Annotated in this window: 15 protein-coding genes and 1 pseudogene; 9 read left to right on the top strand and 7 right to left on the bottom strand. The window is 52.5% G+C overall.

The genetic code is table 11. The annotated features are described in order from the left end of the window. Positions 1 to 514: pseudogene (locus ABYT30_RS06310) on the top strand (prenyltransferase); the annotation flags it as partial. 57 nt (positions 515 to 571) lie between these two features. On the opposite strand, the gene ABYT30_RS06305 reads toward ABYT30_RS06310, so the two are convergent. Together ABYT30_RS06305 and ABYT30_RS06300 are read right to left on the bottom strand one after the other, a co-directional pair. Next, positions 572 to 3,685, bottom strand: coding sequence for an efflux RND transporter permease subunit (locus tag ABYT30_RS06305; RefSeq protein WP_373095673.1), 3,114 nt, complete (start codon positions 3,683 to 3,685; stop codon positions 572 to 574). A gap of 3 nt (positions 3,686 to 3,688) precedes the next feature. Continuing rightward, positions 3,689 to 4,750, bottom strand: a complete 1,062-nt coding sequence (locus tag ABYT30_RS06300) for an efflux RND transporter periplasmic adaptor subunit (RefSeq protein ID WP_373079194.1) — start codon at positions 4,748 to 4,750, stop codon at positions 3,689 to 3,691. Between the two features lie 355 nt (positions 4,751 to 5,105). On the opposite strand from ABYT30_RS06300, the gene ABYT30_RS06295 reads away from it, so the two are divergent. Further along, positions 5,106 to 5,576: a hypothetical protein gene (locus ABYT30_RS06295; protein ID WP_373095671.1), complete on the top strand. Its 471-nt coding sequence runs from the start codon at positions 5,106 to 5,108 to the stop codon at positions 5,574 to 5,576. Between the two features lie 46 nt (positions 5,577 to 5,622). Here ABYT30_RS06295 and argH read toward each other — a convergent pair whose 3' ends face one another. Continuing rightward, on the bottom strand, positions 5,623 to 7,023 hold the full coding sequence (gene argH, locus ABYT30_RS06290) for an argininosuccinate lyase (RefSeq protein ID WP_373079199.1): 1,401 nt from the start codon (positions 7,021 to 7,023) through the stop codon (positions 5,623 to 5,625). A gap of 194 nt (positions 7,024 to 7,217) precedes the next feature. On the opposite strand from argH, the gene ABYT30_RS06285 reads away from it, so the two are divergent. The 3 genes from ABYT30_RS06285 (at position 7,218) to ABYT30_RS06275 (ending at position 10,768) form a co-directional block, all read left to right on the top strand. Then, positions 7,218 to 8,855: a hypothetical protein gene (locus tag ABYT30_RS06285; RefSeq protein WP_373095669.1), complete on the top strand. Its 1,638-nt coding sequence runs from the start codon at positions 7,218 to 7,220 to the stop codon at positions 8,853 to 8,855. Positions 8,856 to 8,945: 90 nt separating this feature from the next. Continuing rightward, a complete protein-coding gene (locus tag ABYT30_RS06280; protein ID WP_373079203.1) occupies positions 8,946 to 10,025 on the top strand; it encodes a sensor histidine kinase in 1,080 nt (359 codons plus the stop codon). Beyond that, complete coding sequence (locus ABYT30_RS06275; RefSeq protein WP_373079205.1) at positions 10,022 to 10,768, top strand: LytR/AlgR family response regulator transcription factor; 747 nt, start codon at positions 10,022 to 10,024, stop codon at positions 10,766 to 10,768. Before ABYT30_RS06280 ends, ABYT30_RS06275 begins: the two co-directional genes overlap by 4 nt. A gap of 6 nt (positions 10,769 to 10,774) precedes the next feature. Here the strand turns inward: ABYT30_RS06275 and ABYT30_RS06270 are convergent, their stop codons facing one another. Genes ABYT30_RS06270 through pilV form a run of 4 tightly spaced genes read right to left on the bottom strand, consistent with a single transcriptional unit; the run spans position 10,775 to position 16,875 of the window. Further along, on the bottom strand, positions 10,775 to 14,626 hold the full coding sequence (locus ABYT30_RS06270; protein WP_373079206.1) for a pilus assembly protein: 3,852 nt from the start codon (positions 14,624 to 14,626) through the stop codon (positions 10,775 to 10,777). A gap of 46 nt (positions 14,627 to 14,672) precedes the next feature. Further along, positions 14,673 to 15,182 carry a PilX N-terminal domain-containing pilus assembly protein gene (locus ABYT30_RS06265; protein WP_373095668.1) on the bottom strand — a complete coding sequence of 170 codons (510 nt, stop codon included), beginning with the start codon at positions 15,180 to 15,182 and terminating at the stop codon, positions 14,673 to 14,675. A gap of 8 nt (positions 15,183 to 15,190) precedes the next feature. Then, a complete protein-coding gene (locus ABYT30_RS06260; protein WP_373079209.1) occupies positions 15,191 to 16,303 on the bottom strand; it encodes a PilW family protein in 1,113 nt (370 codons plus the stop codon). Continuing rightward, the gene (gene pilV, locus ABYT30_RS06255; RefSeq protein ID WP_373095667.1) at positions 16,300 to 16,875 is read right to left on the bottom strand and encodes a type IV pilus modification protein PilV; all 576 of its coding nucleotides are present in this window, start codon (positions 16,873 to 16,875) and stop codon (positions 16,300 to 16,302) included. Before pilV ends, ABYT30_RS06260 begins: the two co-directional genes overlap by 4 nt. Positions 16,876 to 17,089: 214 nt before the next feature. Here pilV and hemC point away from each other — a divergent pair, with 214 nt between their 5' ends. The 4 genes from hemC to ABYT30_RS06235 all read left to right on the top strand — a co-directional run. Further along, on the top strand, positions 17,090 to 18,040 hold the full coding sequence (hemC, locus tag ABYT30_RS06250) for a hydroxymethylbilane synthase (protein ID WP_373079214.1): 951 nt from the start codon (positions 17,090 to 17,092) through the stop codon (positions 18,038 to 18,040). Then, positions 18,018 to 18,809 carry a uroporphyrinogen-III synthase gene (locus ABYT30_RS06245; RefSeq protein WP_373079217.1) on the top strand — a complete coding sequence of 264 codons (792 nt, stop codon included), beginning with the start codon at positions 18,018 to 18,020 and terminating at the stop codon, positions 18,807 to 18,809. Before hemC ends, ABYT30_RS06245 begins: the two co-directional genes overlap by 23 nt. 63 nt (positions 18,810 to 18,872) lie before the next feature. Beyond that, on the top strand, positions 18,873 to 20,045 hold the full coding sequence (locus tag ABYT30_RS06240) for a uroporphyrinogen-III C-methyltransferase (protein ID WP_373095665.1): 1,173 nt from the start codon (positions 18,873 to 18,875) through the stop codon (positions 20,043 to 20,045). Then, a partial coding sequence (locus ABYT30_RS06235; RefSeq protein WP_373095664.1) for a heme biosynthesis HemY N-terminal domain-containing protein occupies positions 20,042 to 20,603 on the top strand: 562 nt, incomplete at its 3' end. The genes ABYT30_RS06240 and ABYT30_RS06235, both read left to right, overlap by 4 nt.

The following is a 20,603-nucleotide window of genomic DNA, read 5'->3' as shown; positions in this document are numbered from 1 at the left end:
CGAGGCCTTGCGTAAAAAGCCAGAGCGTTTCGACCGCACCTGGGAAAGTAAATCCCGCTACTCTATGGATTGGTTTTACCCTGTATTGAGTGGTGCAATTCCGCCTGCGAAAGCGGGTGCTCACTTACAAAAACGCTGGGGCGAATTTGTCGAGCAGGGCATGGGCTGTCGCTGTGTGTCTGATCAGCCCTGGGTCACTGTTGCCGAGTCCTGTGAATTGACAATGGCATTGTTAGCGGCGGGTGATCATGCTCGTGCGGTAACCGTGTATAGCTGGTTGCACCAATGGCGGGATAGCGATGGTGAGTATTGGACCGGTTATCAATTTGCCGAAGACTTACTGTGGCCGGATGAGCGTCCAACGTGGACCGCTGCTGCGATTCTTTTGGCGGCAGATGCCCTAACGGAATACACCGCCGCCCACCGCTTATTCAAAGAAGTGTGTATGCTCGACGTCGACGCTACTAAGGTTTCTCCAGTGTCGTCGCAGAAAAGCCGAGTACGATCGTTATAAGTCCTTTCAGCGCATATTGATCTCGCGCTTAAGGGCATCTCTAAAGCGAAAGCGGGCCTATTCGGCGCGCTCTTTGTCTTCGCTGGCTGCCAGCTCTTTACTCAATTGCCTAGCCACTGCTTGTGGTGAGGCGCTATTGCGGGCCAATAATCGGTAAGCCATGGGAATAACAAATAGGGTGAGTAGGGTCGCAGCGCCGACGCCAAATACCACCACGATACCAATCACGTAACGAGCTTCACTCCCCGCGCCAAACGACAGCAAAAGTGGCACTGCGCCCATAATCGTGGTGATCGCAGTCATGGCGATCGGGCGCAGCCGCTGCTGAGCGGAGCGTAAAATAGCGTCGTCAAAATCCAAACCTTGATCCCGCAATTGATTGGCGAACTCCACCAGTAAAATTCCGTTTTTTGCCGCTAGGCCTACGAGCATAATGAGGGCAATTTGGCTGTAGATGTTGAGACTTTGATCAAATAAATAGAGGCCAAACAAGGCGCCTGCCACGGCAAGTGGCACACTGAGCAGAATAATAAACGGGTGTATAAAACTTTCAAATTGGGCCGCCAATACCAAATAAACGACGAGGAGTGCTAGGGCAAAGCTAAAGTAAATTCCGCCATTGGTGTCATGGTAATCAAGTGATTGACCCTTGTAGTCGATGAGTGCCTCCGGAATTTTCTCAGCGGCGATGGCTTCTAAAGCGGCAAGGGCCTCACCTAGGGAGTAGCCCTCAGCGAGACTGGCATCAATGGTGATAGCGCGTACCCGATTATAACGGTTTAGCGTTGGCGCATCGCCGCGCTCAATAATCGTGACCAAATTGGCCAGTGGAATTAAATTCCCTGTGCTCGCAGAACGCACATAAATATTATGGAGATCTTCGGGACTGCGTTGGCTTTCCGCTTCGCCTTCAAGAATAACGTCATATTCTTCACCAGCCATCATAAAGGTCGTAACGCGGCGGGAGCCGAGTAGGGTCTCTAAGGTGCGGTTAATCTCAGCGGCGTCGACGCCGAGGGCGGCGGCGCGGTCGCGATTGATATTAATCGCCAATTGCGGCTGGGTTTCTCGGTAGTCGCTATCTATACCGAGTAGACCAGGGTTTTTACGTGCCTCTGTAATAAGAATATCCCGCCATTTGGCGAGCTCGCGGTAATCGCTACCGCCCAGCACGAATTCAACGGGTTTGCTAAATCCGCCACCCAGTGACTGGGGCGTTATCGGAAATACGGTCAGACCGGGGAAGTCGGCCAAGCGTTGCCGAATTTCACCGACGAGGGCGCCAACGGGACGACGCTGGGACCAGTCAGACAATACGATAATGCTGGTTGCTTCATTGAAGGCGTCGGCGCCGCCCCGGCCGCCGGGTGCGCGGAGCAAAAAGCGCTTGATATCGCCGCCTTCGACCATGGGCATCAACCTAGTTTCAACCTCAGCCACTTGCCGCGTCGTGTAATTAAAAGAAGAGCCCTCCGGCGCCCGCATCATCAAAATAATAACGCCGCGGTCTTCTTTTGGCGCAAATTCGGCGGGTACTGTTTGCAATAGAATACCGCAGGCCAAGAGAGTGATTAGTAACGCGCCGGCGGCCAGAACAGGATGTCGCATGCTGCGTTCGAGCAAACTGCCATAGCGGGTCTCCATATTCTGGAGCAGGCGTTCGACGAAGGCGGCGAGTCCGCCGTGTATCGCTTCGCGCTTGAGTACCCACGCGCACACCACTGGTGACAGGGTGAGCGCAACCAAGCTGGAGAACATAACCGCTACCGCCATGGCGACCGCAAACTCGCCAAACAGACGGCCCACATTGCCCTCTAAAAAACTGATGGGAATGAAAACCGCAACTAATACTGCCGTCGTGGCTAACACCGCGAAACCGACTTGGCGGCTGCCGCGATAGGCGGCCACGAGCGGTGATTCGCCACTGAGTAAGCGGCGGTGAATGTTTTCCAGAACAACGATGCTGTCGTCGACGACGAGGCCAATGGCCAATACGAGCGCGAGTAGCGTCAGTAAATTTACGGTATAGCCGAGGGCGTATAAGGCGCTAAACGTGGCAATGAGAGAAATCGGCACAGTCAGTGCCGGCACAAGCATGGCGCGAAAGTCACCAAGGAATAGAAAGATGACGAGCACCACCAAGCCTGCGGCAATAAATAAGGTAGTGTAGACCTCGCTGATTGCGCTAGATATAAAGACCGAGCTGTCGTAGCTAGCGTGTAACTCTACCCCGGCAGGCAAAATTTTACGGATTTTCTCGGCTTCGGCGCGCGCGGCCTCGGCGACCGCTAAGGTATTTGCCACGCTTTGCTTAACAATTCCGAGGCCGACCATCGGCACGCCATTGCCCCGGAAAAAATTGCGCTCTTCAACCGCGCCCAGTTCCACTTTCGCAAGTTCCTTGAGGCGCAATAAATAGCCATCAGCCTCGCGTTTGACGACGAGGTTTTCAAAGTCACTGGGGCTGAGGTAATGGCGGTTGAGCTTGACCACAAAATCGCGATCGATTGATTTTAAGGTGCCCGCAGGTAACTCAAGGTTTTCCTTGCGCAGTGCCGACTCAATGTCGGCCACGGTGAGTTGTCGCGCCGCCAAGGCTTCGCGGTTTATCCAAATGCGCATCGCGTAAGCAGGACCACCACTGATGCGCACGCTTGCAACACCGTCTAGTACGGCAAAACGGTCAACCAAATAGCGCTGAGCATAGTCGGCGAGCTCAACAGGAGTGTGGCGCTGGGAAGTGAGGTTGTGCCACAAAATAACTTGCTCGTCGGCATCGGCTTTGCGCACTTCTGGGGTATCGGTTTCGTCGGGAAGGCTAGCGAGAGAGCCCGACACGCGATCGCGCACATCGTTGGCGGCGGCGTCGATATCTCTCGTTAACTCAAATTCGATATTGATCGCCGAAAAACCGTCGCGACTGCTCGAATTTATGGTTTTAATGCCCTCGATACCGGCAATGCGGTCTTCGATGATTTGCGTAACCCGCGACTCCACGACCTCGGCTGATGCGCCAGTATAGCTGGTGCGTATCGATACCACGGGTGGATCTATATCTGGGTATTCCCGCAACGGTAGGCGCTCAAAGGCAAGTAGGCCAAAAGCGAGTAACAGTAGGCTAAGGACAACGGCAAAGACGGGTCGCTTTATAGCGGTATCGCTGAGCAGCATAAATTATTCACTTCCCTGTGGTGCGACGGGCATTCCGGCCTGAAGCCGGCCGATACCTTCATATATCAGCTGTTCGCCAACTGCTAGGCCGTTGCGAATTTCCACAAAGCCAGGCTTACGAATACCAATTTCGACCTCACGCTGTTGGGCTTTACCTTCCTTATCCATCAACCATACATAGTGTTCTAATTGCACGCTCTGAACAGCAGATTCCGGTATTAACATGCTTTCGCGCTCAGCCGTAATAAGGTTGAGCTGCATTAACATACCCGGTTTGAGGCGACCATCTGGATTGGCGATTTGCGCTCGGATTTTTAAGCTGCGGTTAATGGCGTCAATGCGATTGTCAATGGCAGTAATTTGGCCGGTGAAATCTTCTTTTAGGGCGTCGCTGTGGGCGACGATCTCCTGGCCCACCGCGACGGCGGCGATGTTGAGACTGGGGACCGCAAATTCTAGCCGCATGACGCTGATATCATCGAGACTGGTAATCCGTGTGCCGGGGCTAAGCAAGGCGCCGGGACTAAGTTCGCGCAAGCCAAGCACACCGCTAAATGGCGCGCGAATATTACGCTCGTTGATTAGGGCGGTAATCTCCGCAATTTTGGCGCTAGCACGAAGCTTTGCTGATTGCCGTTGGTCGTATTCGGTTTGGGCGGCAGATTGCTTGGCCAATAGACCGTGTAAACGCTGCAATTCACGCTCGTGCTCGGCTAAATCCGCTTGTGCAGATTTTAGTTGCGCCGCTTCTACGGCCTGCTCCAAGGTGACCAATAGTTGCCCCGCCGTGACTTGCTGACCGTCGCTAAAATGCAGGTGTTGAATTTTCTCGGTGACAGTGCTGCTGATATCGACGGATTCTTTGGCAATTAAACTGCCGAGTGCCTGGAGCCGAGTTTGCACGGTCTCTAATTGTAAAACCTGTACTTTGACCGGAGCAGCGGAGCGGGCTTTGGCGGCGGTCTCGGGAGCGGGCTGGCAGGCAATCAAACCCAAGCTGAATAGGCACACCGTCGCGAAAGGCAAATAGGTCGAAATATAATGCTTGTGGTCAACGCCGAACATCGGTGTGTTTCTCCCTTAAATGGTGCGCGCCTGATAGTGAAATAGCGGAAATAAATCAGAATGCCATGCCGCGCTAAAATCCTGCTTTAGCCCAGTAATGTAACGGTTGGGGTGGCAACTTTCAAAGCCAAATAAGAATTATTTTCAATAACTTCGGCGCCTCTATAAGCGTGCCAATGACAGGCTCCTTTAACGAGTTGAATACAATATCTTGTACTGCAGGAATAAGATTATATTGTCTTATGTAGAGTCACAGGCGGGTAGCAGTGGCGCATTCTGTTACCCGTTTTGGTATATCACTCGCTTCGCGATGGTATTACATTGACCGGAACTGGAAATAAAGTTGAGGTATGTGATGAAAATTAAAAATTATCTCATCAAACATTCGGTTCAGGCTGTGCTCGCAACGTCGGCGTGGATGGCAACAAAAGAGTCGCTAAACCCCATCACAAGCGCATTTATGAGCGGGATCGCAAAGGCGACGATAAAATCAAAGGGTATTCGCGAAGCGAAGAATTTGGCCGACCTCGGCAGACAGTGGCAGCGCGGATTTCCTTCATCGAAGCAAGTTCCAATTAAGGAGATTTCGGCGGATACAGTGATTGCTGAAATTCATACGCCGTGCCCACTTCGTGCAACAGGGGATGTAAACGCCTGTTATAGAATGATGCAGTTTGATCGTGAGGTAGTGAAAAAAGCCGGTGGACAGTTCGTTGTGCTGTCGTCGCAAGCAAGCCCCGGCAATACCTTTTGTACGGTAGCAATGCGTCTGCGTGGGGCAGATATAACAGATCTAATTCCCGCCCATGAAGTTAAGGAGTCTTAGCGGACAGGATGCGAGAGCGCCAGCAAGGTGACGCTCCGCTGCGATCTTAAGCCCGAAGATTTAGCCGCGCCAACGCCCGCTCAGCCGCAGCCAATACTTGCTTAGGCGCAGTGCCGCCAATGTGGTCTCGTGCATTCACTGAACCTTCCAGCGTCAGTACGTCAAACACGTCTTGTTCAATATCGGTGCTAAAGGTTTGTAGCTCTTTAAGGCTCATTTCTGAGAGGTCTTTGTTCTCAGCTATGCCGTAGGCAACTGACTTACCGACCACTTCGTGGGCGTCCCGAAAGGGCAGGCCTTTGCGGACTAGGTAGTCGGCAAGGTCGGTGGCGGTAGAGAAGCCACGCATGGCTGCTTCGCGGGTTACGTCGGCGTTGACGGTAATCGCCGGCACCATATCGGCGTAGGCTTTTAGGCAGTCTTTAACCGTGTCGATAATGTCGAAGAGTGGTTCTTTGTCTTCTTGATTGTCTTTGTTATAGGCCAGCGGCTGCGACTTCATGAGAGTGAGCAAGCTGATCAGGTGACCGTTTACGCGACCTACCTTGCCGCGAATAAGCTCAGGTACATCGGGGTTTTTCTTTTGAGGCATTATCGACGAGCCGGTACAGAAGCGGTCTGGCAGCTCAATAAATTTGAACTGCGCCGAGGTCCACAACACCAGCTCTTCGCTGAAGCGCGACATGTGGGTCATGAGTAGGCTGGCGGCGGCGGCAAATTCAATAGCGAAATCCCGGTCGCTGACCGAATCGAGTGAGTTTTCGGTTGGGCGGTCAAAGCCGAGCAATTCGGCGCTGTAGTGGCGGTCGATGGGATACGTCGTGCCGGCTAGCGCTGCTGCGCCCAGCGGGCACTGGTTTAAGCGGGCGGCGCAGTCTTGGAAGCGGCTGAAGTCCCGCTCCAGCATTTCATTCCAGGCCAGCATATGGTGGCCAAATGTCACCGGCTGGGCCGTTTGTAAGTGGGTAAAGCCCGGCATAATGGTGTTTGCTTCGCGTTTAGCCAGCTCGATTAAACCCTGCTGTAGGCGGCTTAGTTCAGTAACGATCAGCGCCAATTCATCGCGTAAATACAGACGAATATCAGTGGCGACTTGGTCGTTGCGGGAGCGTCCAGTGTGCAGCTTTTTGCCGGTAATGCCGATCTTGTCGGTGAGACGGGCTTCAATATTCATGTGCACGTCTTCGAGGCTGACCGACCACTCGAAGCGCCCGCTGAGGATTTCGGCGCGAATCTCTTCTAAGCCTTGCTGAATTTTGCTGAGCTCATCGGTGCTGAGTACGCCGACCTTGGTCAGCATAGCGGCGTGGGCTAGTGAGCCATTGATGTCGTGGTGATACAGGCGCTGATCAAAGCTGACTGAGGCCGTAAAACGCTCTACGAACTGGTCGGTGGCCTCGGTAAAGCGGCCGCCCCAGGGTTTAATGCTTGGATCTTTGTCACTCATTGCGCTGTAGTTCCTGTCGCTTGGCTGTGACCGCTCCCCTATGGCTCTGCGCCGAGCAGTCAGCAGTGGCTGAAAAGCCGCCATTATAGCAGCTTTGCGGGCGACCGCCTGTGCAGGCGATATGTAATAACGTTGTCATATCTCCTCGCCATACTGTTTTTCCTGAAAATCGGCCAAATACCCAAGGAAGAGCAATGAATGACGTCAGTTCCCCCCGCGCTAAATTAGTGGAAATGCTTTGGCAGCTGAAGTTGAGCTACGACAAGCAGGGTGACAAGGGCGTGCGCTATATTCACTTCAATACCCTGTTAAATGATCCCGCTTACCGCAAAGAATTAATAGAGCAGGCCGCCGTGAGCAGCAATATGGAAATTCGCGAGCTGGGCGTCGCTTTACGCCGGATTAATATCAATACGGCACTTACCCAAGGTCGCCACGACCGCCGAGTTGCCAGCATGAACCCAGATATTGCGGAAACGATTGGTTTTAAACAAGTCGTCGAGCCCAAGGCTAGGCCCTTAGGTAAGTTATTGTTGGTTTTCACGTTACTGATACTTGGCGGCTTTGTTGGTGCTGGCTTTTTTAGTGAAGATCTGAAAAGCCTGTATAGCGGCACTAAAATAGTGAGTGGCTCTATTCACGGCGAGCAGCTGTGGACGGCAGACAAAACTTGGGTGCTTGACGGTATTGTCTATGTTGAAGCTGGCGCGCGTTTGGTTATTGAAGCTGGCACCGTGGTGCAAGGCCGTAGCGGCAGCGCTTTATTAGTGACTCGCGACGGTAGCATTTTGGCGCGGGGCACGGCGCGGGCGCCAATAGTCTTTACCAGTAATATGGCTGCTGGCAAGCGCAGTGCTGGCGATTGGGGTGGCGTGGTTTTATTGGGGAATGCGCCAGTGAATACTGCCGATGCGCAAATAGAAGGCTTAGATGCCGGTGATACGCGTGGCATGTTTGGCGGCGTCGATGCTAGCGCCAATTGTGGGGTGCTCGAGTTTGCCCGGATTGAATTTGCGGGTTTCGAGGTCTACGCCAATAACGAGCTAAATGGCCTAACGCTAGGGGGTTGCGGCAGTAAAACGATTATTCGCAACGTGCAGGTACATCGGGCACTTGATGATGGTATTGAAATTTTTGGCGGTAACGTGGACCTCCGTCATATTTTGATTACCGGCGCGGCGGATGATTCTTTAGACTGGGATATGGGCTGGACTGGCCGAGTGCAGTTTATGCAAGTGCAGCAGTATCCGGGCGTGGGCGATAACGCTTTTGAAGCGGATAACAATGAGATCAATCACGACGCCGAACCGATATCGGAACCGACTTTTTATAATATTACCCTGCAAAGTATGCAAAGCGGTGAGAAGCACCAGCGCGCGATGACCTTGCGCAGAGGGACCGGTGGCCATTTTAACAATATGGTCGTAGAGGGCTTCTCGGGGGAGGCTGTCGATGTCAAAGACGCCAGTACGGTTGCGCGTATTAACGAGGGCAAATTGAGTTTTGCTGGCCTGCTTTTGGCCGATATTGGTAGCGACGGCCACAGTTTTTATGCACAGGAAGTGGGCGATCAAGATGATGACGGTGGCTTTGACGAGGCCGCCTACTTCGGTGCGAAGGCGGAGCTAGGGAATGATCCGCAATTCATTCACCGTCTACAGAGTGAAAGCGACCACGACTACCGCCTCGCGGCGAGCTCGCCGGCCAGAAATAAAGCCCAGGCAATTCCCCAGGGCGAGTTTTGGGATGAGGCGGCGAATTATCGTGGCGCGTTTCGACCGGGCGTGAATGTGATGTGGACTGAAGGCTGGACCGCTTATCCAATTAACTGATTGTATCCGCACTCTTTTTTGAATATGCGCTCTGGCATTTGCCTGCTATGCTCAATGTTTTCCAGCTAAATTTTGACATAGGCAGGCATTGTGCAACGACGCGAAGCAGATAAACCTCTGGATTACCGAGTTCGCCGAATATCTTTTATCGGTGACCTTCTCAGCCCACAGTCACTATTGTTAATTGTCTTGCTGGCTGTGCTCCTGTCACTGTCCTTGACCATATTGAAATCGGGTTTGCAGAATTTTGATTGGTTTTTACTGGGCCTGTCCGGTATGTACATCATTTGGTGTTTACTGGGCGCGGCGACAATTTTGACGTGGTGCAAGCCGTATTTTGAGCGCACCAGTACCGCTTACACCGCTGGCATTAGCTTTGTTATTGGTTTGTGTTGGGTCACGGTGGTTACTGTGGTCGCCCAATGGCTGGCGAGCGGGGTGATGCAGGGTGAAGTGTGGAATATCGATTTTTGGCAGATTGCCGACAACCTTGCGGTGGCCAGCCTAATTCTTGGTGTGGGCATGCGCTATGCTTATCTTAGCCTGCAGTTCCGCTTGCGTGAGCAGAGTATTTTACACGCCCGTCTCGATGCCTTGCACTCGCGGATTCGTCCCCACTTTTTGTTTAATACCCTCAATAGTATTAGTAGCTTAATCAGTGTCGAGCCCGTGAAAGCGGAGCAGGCAGTCGAAGATTTGGCGGCGCTGTTTCGGGCTAATCTGCAGGGCGGCATGAGCATGGTGCCCTGGGTGGATGAGCGGGATTTGTGTGAGCGTTATTTGCGTATTGAAAATGCCAGGCTGGGAGATCGCCTTAAAGTGGATTGGCAGCAGGCGGAGCTCGGCGACAAGGTGCTAGTGCCATCTTTGCTATTGCAGCCATTATTGGAGAACGCCATTTTGCATGGTATTCAACAGCTGCCAGATGGCGGCACCGTGGTGGTAAAGGCTAGGCTTAAAAGCGAAATGGTTGAAATTGATATTATTAACCCTCTGCCGGCGAACGGTGAGACACCTGCGGGAAATGGCATGGCCAATGAAAATATTCGTTTGCGGCTACAGACCCTGTTTGGTGATCGGGCTAAATTCAACGCGACGCGGGAAGGCGGTCATTATACTGCTCATGCATCATTTCCATTGGCTTATGAACGCAGGGCAATGGCGCGGTGAGGGTACTGCTAGTTGACGACGAGCCACTGGCGCGCCAGCGCGCGGCGCGCTTGTTGGCAGAGTTAGATAATATTGTGGTGGTTGGTGAAGCGGGGAATGCTGAGCAAGCCTTAGCGGAATTTGAACGCTGTAAACCCGATGTATTGCTACTTGATATTTCTATGCCCGGCATGAGCGGCATAGATCTAGCGAAGCGATTTGGCGAATTTAATCCAGCACCGGCAGTGGTGTTTTGCACTGCCTACGACGAATACGCAGTGGCCGCATTTGAAACCCATGCATTGGGTTATTTGTTAAAGCCGATACAGCGCGACAAGCTCGCCGCAGTCTTTTCTCGCTTATCACGGTTAAATCAGGCGCAGTTATCAGCTTTGGCAGAGATGAGCGCGAGCGAGGCAGAAACGGGTCCGCGGCAGCAACTCTGCGCGAACAGTATTCAAGGAATGAGCTTGTTGCCGGTGTCAGCGGTACGGTATTTTTATGCTGACAATAAATATGTTTCGGCAGTCCATCCTGAGGGTGAATTATTGCTGGACGAAAGCTTGAAGGAATTAGAAGAAGAATTTGCCGATCAATTTGTGCGAATCCACCGCAATGCATTAGTCGCATTAGCCTATTTGCAGGGCATTGAACGCGTCGGCGTAGGCGGATACCGAGTGCGCATGCAGGGCATCGCGCAAGGCCCGCAGATTAGCCGACGGCACTTGCCGGCGCTGCGGGCTAGATTAAATCGCAAAGTGTGAAAGACATTACTGGAGCTGGCGCCATGACTGGCGACCGAGTTTACTAGAGGCTTTCTCGGCTTCCGTAATTGTATTGTTCTTGGAACTCGCCATATATTTTGTCTCACTATTTGTGCTGCGGATGACACTAGGCGTTTCAGTTAACTCTTCGTAGCCTAATCCGCTTACTGGGGTGGGTACGCTATTCAATTCAATGTAGTCCTCGGTGTCAAAATCGCGGTCGCGATTAAGGTCAAAGACAGAGTAGTCAAAACGGCCTCCGTTATTGGCGTCCATTTCCATTAACCAGCTTTTACCTCCATGGCGGCAAGCATTACTGTCGGGGATAATCGTGTTGAAAATAATACGGCCGTCTCGTAGCAAGGGTGACGAGACCGAGCGCTCGCCATAGCCAGAAGTGCTGTTTGGCGGAATAAGATTAATATACCAGCCGGGAAAGTCGCTGGCACTGGCTTGGTTATTACTCACAGTGCGTACTTGGCGAGTGATGGTGTCGCCACTATTTTCAAAGCTGCCACTGCCTTGATATTCAATTGATTGCGCTAATAAATCGCCTCGGCTTACTGCTGCGCCTAAATCGCGAATGCCATAAAAGCTTTGAATTTGTGGGTTACTGGGTGTTATACCGTCGGCGACGGTGAAATAACTGCCGGTGCCAAATAAAATTATAGGGCTGCCTGAGGCATGCTTGCCTACTACCGGACGGGTGGTAATAGGCTGGCGATTGCCATTGGCATCAGTGGCAACAAATAGCGGTTGTGGCTCGTTATTGCTATCGCGGCTAACATCCCAATCCGCGGCGAGGTCAGTGCTAAGATCAAACTTCCACAGATTACCTTGCAGGTCGCCGGCATAGACGTAGTCCGTTATTTTATCGCCGCCTATATCTAAGGGCACTACGCTGGCGAGACCGTTATTATCACCGCTATAGCCCGTATCAATCGCGGTGATTAGTTCACCTGTCGCTAAGTTAACGACAAAGAGTTTAATTGTGTCATTAGAGTTAAAGCCGTTGCCGAAAATGGCGACCCATTGATTCCCTGCTTTTACGCGAGCAATCACCGGCTCACTTAAGGCTACGCCCAGTTTATCGTTGGCATCATTAGCAGTACTGAATTCCCAGAGAAATTTACTTGCGCTCATATTGTCTGGATCAGTAATGTCGAGAGCAAACACTGAGCGCCCACCCGCGCCAGTGCTTGCGACTAAGATGGTTTTCCAGCTGCCGGATAGGTAGGCGTCGCTGACGCGGGGCGAGGCATCGACGTAATAGCGGTGCTCATAGCTGGGATGGCTAAGTAGCGCCAAGTTTTCATACACCCCGATGGGAATATAGGCAAAAACTTCGGCGCCGGTGTCGGCATTAAAGCCATGGAGCATACCGTCGTTGGCGCCGACGTAAAGCATTTTCTGCCTGCCGCCTTTACCGGAATCGGAATTTTGAAAAGCAAAATAGCTGCTGCCCTCGGTGCCAGGCAAAGCATTAAAGCCGAAATTATTGCTATTGTGATCGCCGACAAAAATGGGTGATGAGTTAACAATATCGCCAAGTATGACCTCGCGAGTTCTAAACCCGTTTGTGCCTTCTAAACTTTGATCGCCGCGTAGCCAATTGAGAACGTTTTTGCCATGAGCCACTGTGCCACTGTCTTGTAAGGCATTCTGTTGAAAGTCAGTGAGTAAATCCCAGTTGGCTTCAGTAAAATTGGTGGCGCTGGTACTAATGCTGTTGCCAGTACCAATGCCGGTGAAAATAGCACGATCTGCGGCGCTGGGGATAAGCCCTGGAGTGCTGGTGTTCCACACTTCGCTATCAAGCGCGCCGGTGCTTGTGAGGCTATATGCAACGATTTGGCTAGACCAGTCGTTGGAGTCAAAGCTCGCTTGATAGACGCGAGAGTTACTTTCTAAGCGTGTGGAATTGGTTGCGGTTGACGAGGCCGAAGAGCGAGTTTCAACGGCAATGGCTTGGAGAATTGACGCCAACTCGGCAGCAAATGCATTGGGGTTGGTAGCACTGAAAAAGCCACCTCGGCTATTTACGCTGGCGTGGAGTAAATCGTCGATGCGGGCTGGGCAAACATTGTCTGCACAGTTTTGAGTGGATGGCGAAGTATCTGGCCAAGCAATCGAGGTGTCGCTGTCATCGATAGCGGCAAAAGCGCTGGCTGGATCGATAGTGCCGGTAACCCCTAGGCCAACACCAAAAGTCGTCATGTGCTGCCAGAACGCGGGATTTTTCGGCGTGGTAACGACTTCATTGGCCAGGTCTGGGCGCAGATCATTCTTCCAGTAGTACATGGCCACATCGGCTAGGGTATTGCTCGCTTCGTCGGTAAACGGTGATGCCGCTGTGTAAGTATAAGTTTGATCAACACTACCGGTAATTTCATCGCCATCATTGCCATCATTATTACTGCGGGCGCTCGCGGTGTCGGCATCGTAGGAATCGCCGCCACTCCAATAGCCGTCGGTGGTGAGCACGGTGTAGCTGCGCCGGCAGGAAAGATGTTCCGTGCTGTCGTCGCTGCCGGGGCTCTTGCCCCAGGGGCCGCGGTTGTCACTTCTTGAGAAATACTTGCCGGCGGCATCCAGTGCGAGGCGCAGTGGTGTTCCCGCTGCGGGAATATCGCGGGTATATAAATCGTTAAAGAAATTATCGCGATCGGCGCCGGAAAACGTCCGCACGCCGCGACTCACCGCTTTGCTGTCTATGGTGTCGACCGCGCTATCGCCTTTATTAATGGTGCCAAAGCCAACCCGCATATTGGAACCTTGCTGTGCAAAAGCGAAGCCGATACCGGCTCTTGCCGCGAGGATCCGCGATCGGTAATAGGTATACCAATTGGCGAAGTTTTGAATCTCTTCGGCATAGCTGCAATTGCTATTTTCCGCGTCTGCGCAGTCACTGCGATTTATTCTGTCATGACCGCTATAGGTGCTTATTGAGGAGCGGATTTCTGTGCGGGAGTAATTATTTAAATCCCGTGGGTCGTCGCCGCTATACCAGTAATATAGTGCGGGCCAAAAATTTTTGTTACTGCTGCTTGCGGAGCAGCTCCCACTGCTATTGCAGCTGTGCCAAGTATTGTTATTGTAATTACTGTTGATACTCGTTAAATCGCGACATTTGCTCGCACCGGTGCCGGTATTAATAGGATTGTGTAGGGCGCAGCTCGGCGACGCGGCTGGGTAGCTTGTTCCATCAGATTTAATCCACGGGGTGTAGGTGACTCCGGGATTGTAGTAAATAGTATTCTGCTGGGGAGAGCGGGTAATGGCATTGAATACTTTGTCGCCGTCGACGGTGGCGACGTGATTGCTGTAATCACTACTGCCGTAGACCCCGCTTGCTCGGGGGTAGAGATAAGTTACGGCGCCGTTATTTTCTGTAAAAAATACATTTTTGTCGGGCATTATTTCAAAATGCATGGAGCCCGAATCATCCAGTAAAAACATAATATTTGGCTGGCTAGATTGGGCAATATACAGCGGTACCGATGAAATTTGCAGGGCGTGGGTGTTGCTGCAATTGGCACGCAGACCGACAACCCGAAAGTCGCCGCGACAGCCCGCCGCGGTTGATAGAATATTGTCAGTATAAGAATAACTTCCTGCTGGGCAGGCATTGTCGCCCCTTACGCGCAGTAACGTCACCGACTCAATGCGCGACATTGAACTAAAGGTGTGGCTGCGAGGGTTATTTCTATTACCTAGGGGTTCTATTGTGTCGGTTATCGTACAGTGATTCGCGTATGCACTATTACTGGCAATAGCCAGTACGGCTAGTAGGCATAGACAACTAAAATAAGAAGTGGTGGCAAGTGTTCGGTAATAGCTTATTTGTCTGCTAGCCATCGTACGATCCTTGTAAAATTGGCGGTATTATCATCGGTGAAGTGCTTTACTGGCGCCGGAAATTGACCTGAATTACGGCAGTGGTTTTGTCCCTGAGTCCGTAGCCTCTTGCGGTAATGCGATAGAACTCCAAATCGTCGAGTGCAATATCCGCGTCGTAGGCGGAGTCTTCATCGCGGATGGCGGGGTATTTTTCGATATAGTATTCCGGTTGACGATTCACTTCGCTCAAGCTGGGGCTAACGCTGACCCAGCCCGTTGAGGAGGTGTCTGACCAATCTGGTTGCTCACAGGCGGTGATATTATCGTCGCAAAGAAAATAGCGGCCAGCGCTGCCGTCGAACACGCCAAGGGCACCGGCATCGAGCAGGCGTTCGGCGTCGCGTATCGCCGCTTCTGCGGCTTGGAAAGCCATATTTACGTCGCGGCTATTACCGGCCATACGTTCCTGTAAGGTCGCGTTGCGCATAGCTGACGATGCAATTGCAGTGATGATTAGCATTAAAACCAAGGTCACAATCAGGGTCGCACCCTGCTGTCCTTTGGGTGTCTGCATTTCCTGAATCATGGCAGACGATTCCGCAGCGCAATAACCGCTGTACTGACCTGTCGATAGCGGCCATCGTCGAAGTTCAAGGTGTTTCCGTTAAAGTTTAGGGTTTGCGGGCCGCTCACGGTGGCGTCTATATTTGCTGCTAATAATAATTCGATACGAACACTGGCGACCACTGACCAGTCACTTACCGCAGAAGCCACAACATAGTCATTGATGCTGCCATTGCTATTGGTGTCGCGACCGTACAGCAGTTGAATGTTTTCCACGCCTTCAACTAATTCTGTTGAGGCTGGGTCGCTACCACCACTACCTGCTCTGCGCTGTGCACCGTACAGTGAGAACACGGCATCGCCGCTGCTGGTGGTGCGGCCGGTATTTTTTATTTCATAGCGGGCGGAAGAAAATCCATAAACTTCGGCGTCTTCGCCATAGGCTTTACTTAAGTTGGCGGTGGTAGTTTTTGCACTGCCGTGACCAATCGTGACTCCGTCACTGGTGGTGCTAACCGAGGTGACAACAAATAAGTCTGCAGACACACAGTCAGAAATAATGGCGAAATCACCGGCGGTCAAATTTGCAGGATTGCTAGCTAATTCTATATCGTCGCTAACTAAAGCCATTGCCTCTCGCACTGATGCGGCCTTGGCGTCCGCCCAGCTAGCGGTAATGGTGTCACTACTCGTAAGTATATTTAGTTCGTTTTCGCTGGCTCCGTCCTCGCTGTTATTTTCGCCTTGATCGTCTTCGCCGCCGCCTTCGTCATCGTCATCCTCGTCGTCAGGATAGACGCTGACATTGTCTTGCCCTGCAATAAATTCACTTGCGCTGAGGCGAACGTCGGTAGGCGGGTTGGCTGCAATAAGGTTTATATTGGCTTCATCAATGGACGGACAGCCGATATAGCCGGCCATCCGCAAATCTCGACTGAGTAGCTGAAAGCTGTAGTCAGTCGAATCTTGTACTTGGGCAACACCCGACTGCAGGCGCTGGCTTAAACTGGCCGATAGCACGGTTTGAATGGTGGCTGCGGTGAGTAACAGGCCGAGGGTCACTGCAATCATTAGCTCCACTAAACCAAAGCCTTGAGTATGCCTTGTAGAGGACATTGTGGTGTTTTTCATAGCTCTGTCACAAAGCGGTAGCTTTCGGTACTCGCGGCGTTGGCTTCGCGACTGGTCTTGAGTCGCGCTTCTTGCCACTGAACCGTAATAGTGAAGGTCTGATTGCTACGACTGATACTGGCATCACCGCCTGGAAGACGCTCATTCAGCGCATTCAGCCACTGTTGTAGGTCAGTCGCAGGTAGGGCGGTGCCGCTGGGGGCGTCATCGTCGAGATCAATATCATAACTGCCGTTTAAAGCGGCGCCGCGATTTGCGCGCATCCGGTCGATAATGTTGTAAGCCAGAATACTCCCGGCTGCGTGGTCTTTTGCCGCAGTATTAAATTTGAGGGCGTTGACCTGTAGGCTGGCCGCGCCAAGCACCGAAATGGCGACAATTACAAGGGAGACGAGTACTTCAATTAGACTGGTGCCCTGCTGGACCGCGAGCGCCTTTGGGCGTGGCTTAGCGGTGGCCGGGCAGCGAGCGCGTTTCCTGCAAGTTTGACGTGCTGCGCAGGAGCGTTGACTTGACGTGGCGGATACGAGGCGAGCAGCTACATTCCGTAGCATGGCAAATAGGTTCATCATTGTCTGCTGAGTCTTTATTCACTTAAGTAAATGCTCATTGCCACATTAGGTCGACGATAAGCTCGAAATTCCATTTTCGGTACAACTACAGCGATCCCGATTATTCAATATCACCGCGCGAGGGTCAAGTTAGATGATCACCGCGACCTTAATGGTTTTGTCGGCGCCGCCGCTGGCGTATCATGGGTGCTTACCTTGCCTTACGGAATGACTTATGTCCGACAATATTATCCGCATCGCCACCCGCGAAAGTTTGCTGGCTCTTTGGCAGGCGGAATTCATTAAAGCCGAATTACAAACCGCCCATCCGGGCTTAGAAGTTGAGTTGCTGGGAATGACTACCCGGGGTGATCAATTGCTCGATTCGCCCTTGTCAAAAATTGGCGGCAAAGCGCTATTTGTTAAGGAGCTTGAGCAAGCCTTGCTTGAAGGCCGTGCTGACATTGCTGTGCACTCGATGAAAGATGTGCCAATGGAATTCCCAGCGGGTTTGGGCTTGGCAATTATTTGCGAGCGTGAAGATCCCCGCGATGCCTTTGTCAGCAATCAATTTGAGACGGTTGAAGCCCTGCCGCAGGGCGCGCGCGTCGGTACTTCAAGCCTGCGCCGGGAGTGCCAGCTGCGCGCTTTGCGGCCTGATCTTCAGATCTCCAGTTTGCGCGGTAATGTGCAAACGCGCTTGCGCAAACTCGACGACGGCGAGTTTGACGCGATTGTCCTCGCGTCGGCGGGCCTAATTCGGCTTAAACTTCAGGCCCGTATCGCGTCGTTTATGCCGGTTGAGACCAGCCTGCCCGCCTGTGGTCAGGGCGCAGTCGGCGTTGAAACCCGCATTGATGATGACCGTGTGAATGCCTTGTTACGGCCCCTGCATAACAGTGTCAGCGCAACCCAGGTCATGGCCGAGCGGGCGATGAATCGTCGCCTCGAAGGGGGGTGTCAGGTGCCTATTGCAGGCTATGCGATCGCTGATCCCGCGGACCCAGATCAACTTTGGTTGCGGGCTTTAGTGGGTGAGCCCAGCGGTGGCAACATTCTCACCGCTGAGGCGCGGGGGCCGAAGAGTAAGGCCGAAGCGCTGGGTATAGCGGTTGCGGAAGACTTGCTGGCGCAAGGCGCGGGCGCGATTTTGCAGGCAGTGTATGGCAACAACAAACCGGCCTGATCTCAGTGGCCTGCGGGTATTGGTTACTCGACCCGCAGACCGCAGCGGCGAGCTAGTGGCGGCGCTGCGGGGTGAAGGTGCCCAGGTGCTGACCAAGCCCTTGCTAAATATCACACCGCTGTCGCCGAGCCGTCATGGCGCTGAATTGCAGCGTTGCCGGCAGCAATTTATGGATTTGGACCGCTACCAATATTTGATTTTTATCAGCGTGAATGCAGTCAACTATGGAATGGCGTTAATTGAGCAATTTTGGCCCCAGTGGCCAATTGGCGTAAAGGTATATGCGATTGGTACCGCCACCGCGGCGGCCTTGGCGGCAAGGGATGTCGAGGTTCAATCGTTTGATAGCCTCGCTATGAACAGCGAAAGTTTGCTGTCTACCCCAGCCTTGCTGCAACTACAAGGCCAGAAAATACTTATAGTAAGAGGGCTCGGTGGCCGTGAGTATTTGGCAGAGCAGCTTGCGGCACGAGGCGCTCAGGTAGACTATGCTGAATGTTATCAACGCAGTAGCCCGAAGCTTGATCGTGGCCAATTTCAGGATTTACTGCTAAAAGAACAGATAAATATCGTTTGCGTAAACAGCGGAGAGACCTTGCACTATTTTAATTCCTTGCTGGGTGACATGGCACATACCTATACAGTACTTGTACCGGGTGAGCGGGTCGCTGCTTTGGCAGCGTCACTGGGGTTTGAGCAGGTGGTTCAGGCCGAGAATGCCGGGGCAGCGGCGACTCTAGATGCGCTAAAGCACTATGTAAGTCATTAGATCGACGACTGAGAAAAATGCGAAGAACACCTCTAAACAGTGAATTTGAGCAGAGAGAAAATAATGAGCGGTGATAAACCGGAAGATAAAAAAGACCCTATTGCTGAACCAGCTGCTGCGGCCCCGGTGCCGCCAGAACCCGCGGTGAGTAAACCGCCCGAAAATAAGCCGGCTCCACCACCAGAACCGCCACAATCAGCCACGCAAAAAGCTGAACCTGCAAAGCCAAAGCGTACGGGTGTCGTAATAGCATTACTGGCGTTATTGATTGCAGTATTGGCGCTGGCATTGTCAGCTTGGCTATACCAGCAGGAGTATTTGTTGGCGACGACGGAGGCATCGGCGACCAATAGTTTACAGTCTGAGCTGCGGAGCCTGGCTACAGCGCAGGACGAACTGGTGGCAAGCTTGGCTGCACAGCGCGAGGCGCTGGCCCAATTGCGCTTAGAGAGCAGTGGTCAGCTGAGCGCGCTGAGTCGTCGCAGCCAAGAGATAGAAACCAAATTGCAGTCGCTCACGACTGTCGACAGAAGGGATTGGTTGCTCGCTGAAGTGGAGTATTTACTTCGCTTGGCGAATCAACGTGCGCAACTGAGTCATGATCCCAGAGCGGCGGCGCAATTATTGAGCAATGCCGACGCAATATTAAGGGAGTTAGACGACACGGCCTTACACCCTGTGCGTGCGGAGCTGGCTAAGGAAATTAGCGCCTTACAAAACAGTGCCGATGTCGACATTGAAGGCGTATATCTGGCGCTACAGGGTTTGGCTGCTGAGGCGAGTAAGCTTCAGCTATATAAAGCGCCCAGCTATACTCCTGAAGAGTCGGAAGAAGTGTCTGATGAGTGGCAGCAGCGTCTACAAAGTGGTTTGGACCAAGCCTGGGCTAAATTGCGCAGTTATATTCGTATTCGCCACCATGATCAAAACTTTAAAGCGCAATTGGCGCCAGAACAGGAGGCGGCTTTGCGGGCGAGTTTACGTTTGATGTTTGAACAAGCGCAAATGGCCTTAGTCGCTAATCGCCCCGTGTTATATCAACGTGCACTGGATAAGGCCGCGGCCTGGTTGCAGGAGTATTACCAGCTCGATGATCACCGTGAAGGCTTGCTAAAGCAAATTAACACCGTGCGAGATATGCCCGTTAGTCCTGAAATGGCCGATATTTCCGGCTCTTTGCGGAGCTTGAAAGTGTATTTAAAAAGTCATCGCTGGCAGCAAGAGGTTCGTAAATGAAAATTTTCATTGCGGTATTGCTGGCCTTGGCGCTCGCTGCGGGTTTAGCTGCGGCGATCCAGCAAGATTCGGGTTATATTTTGATCGCTTACGGTCAGACCACGGTTGAAATGACGATCTGGGTCGGCGTGGCAGTATTAACGGTATTCTTGATTTTGGTGCTGCTGATATTTATGAGCTTGCGCCGAGGCGCTAAAGTCTCCGACAGCATTGGTTCCTTTTGGACAGATCGTAAAGCCGTGCGGGGTCGCAGCCATACTACCCTAGGCATGATTGCCTTTATCGAAGGTAATTGGGCTAAGTCGCGAAAACTGCTAACTGACTCTGCCAAAGATACTGAGACCCCATTAATAAATTATCTGCTGGCCGCTCGCGCTAGTCATGCCTTGGGTGATGTATCGGGCAGTCGCCATTATCTGGGTTTGGCAGAGCAAACCAGCAATAAAGCCAGCATTGCCGTGGCGCTAACCCAAGCCGAAATGCAGGTGGAAAATGGTCGCTTGGAAGAGGCCCTCGCGACATTAACGCGTGCGCGCCGCAATGCCGAGCGTCATCCCT

It is taken from the genome of Zhongshania sp. (assembly GCF_041623545.1).
Lineage (GTDB): Bacteria > Pseudomonadota > Gammaproteobacteria > Pseudomonadales > Spongiibacteraceae > Spongiibacter.
The sequence above is the reverse complement of the archived record's forward strand: the minus strand, read 5'-3'. Positions and strand labels throughout refer to the sequence as shown.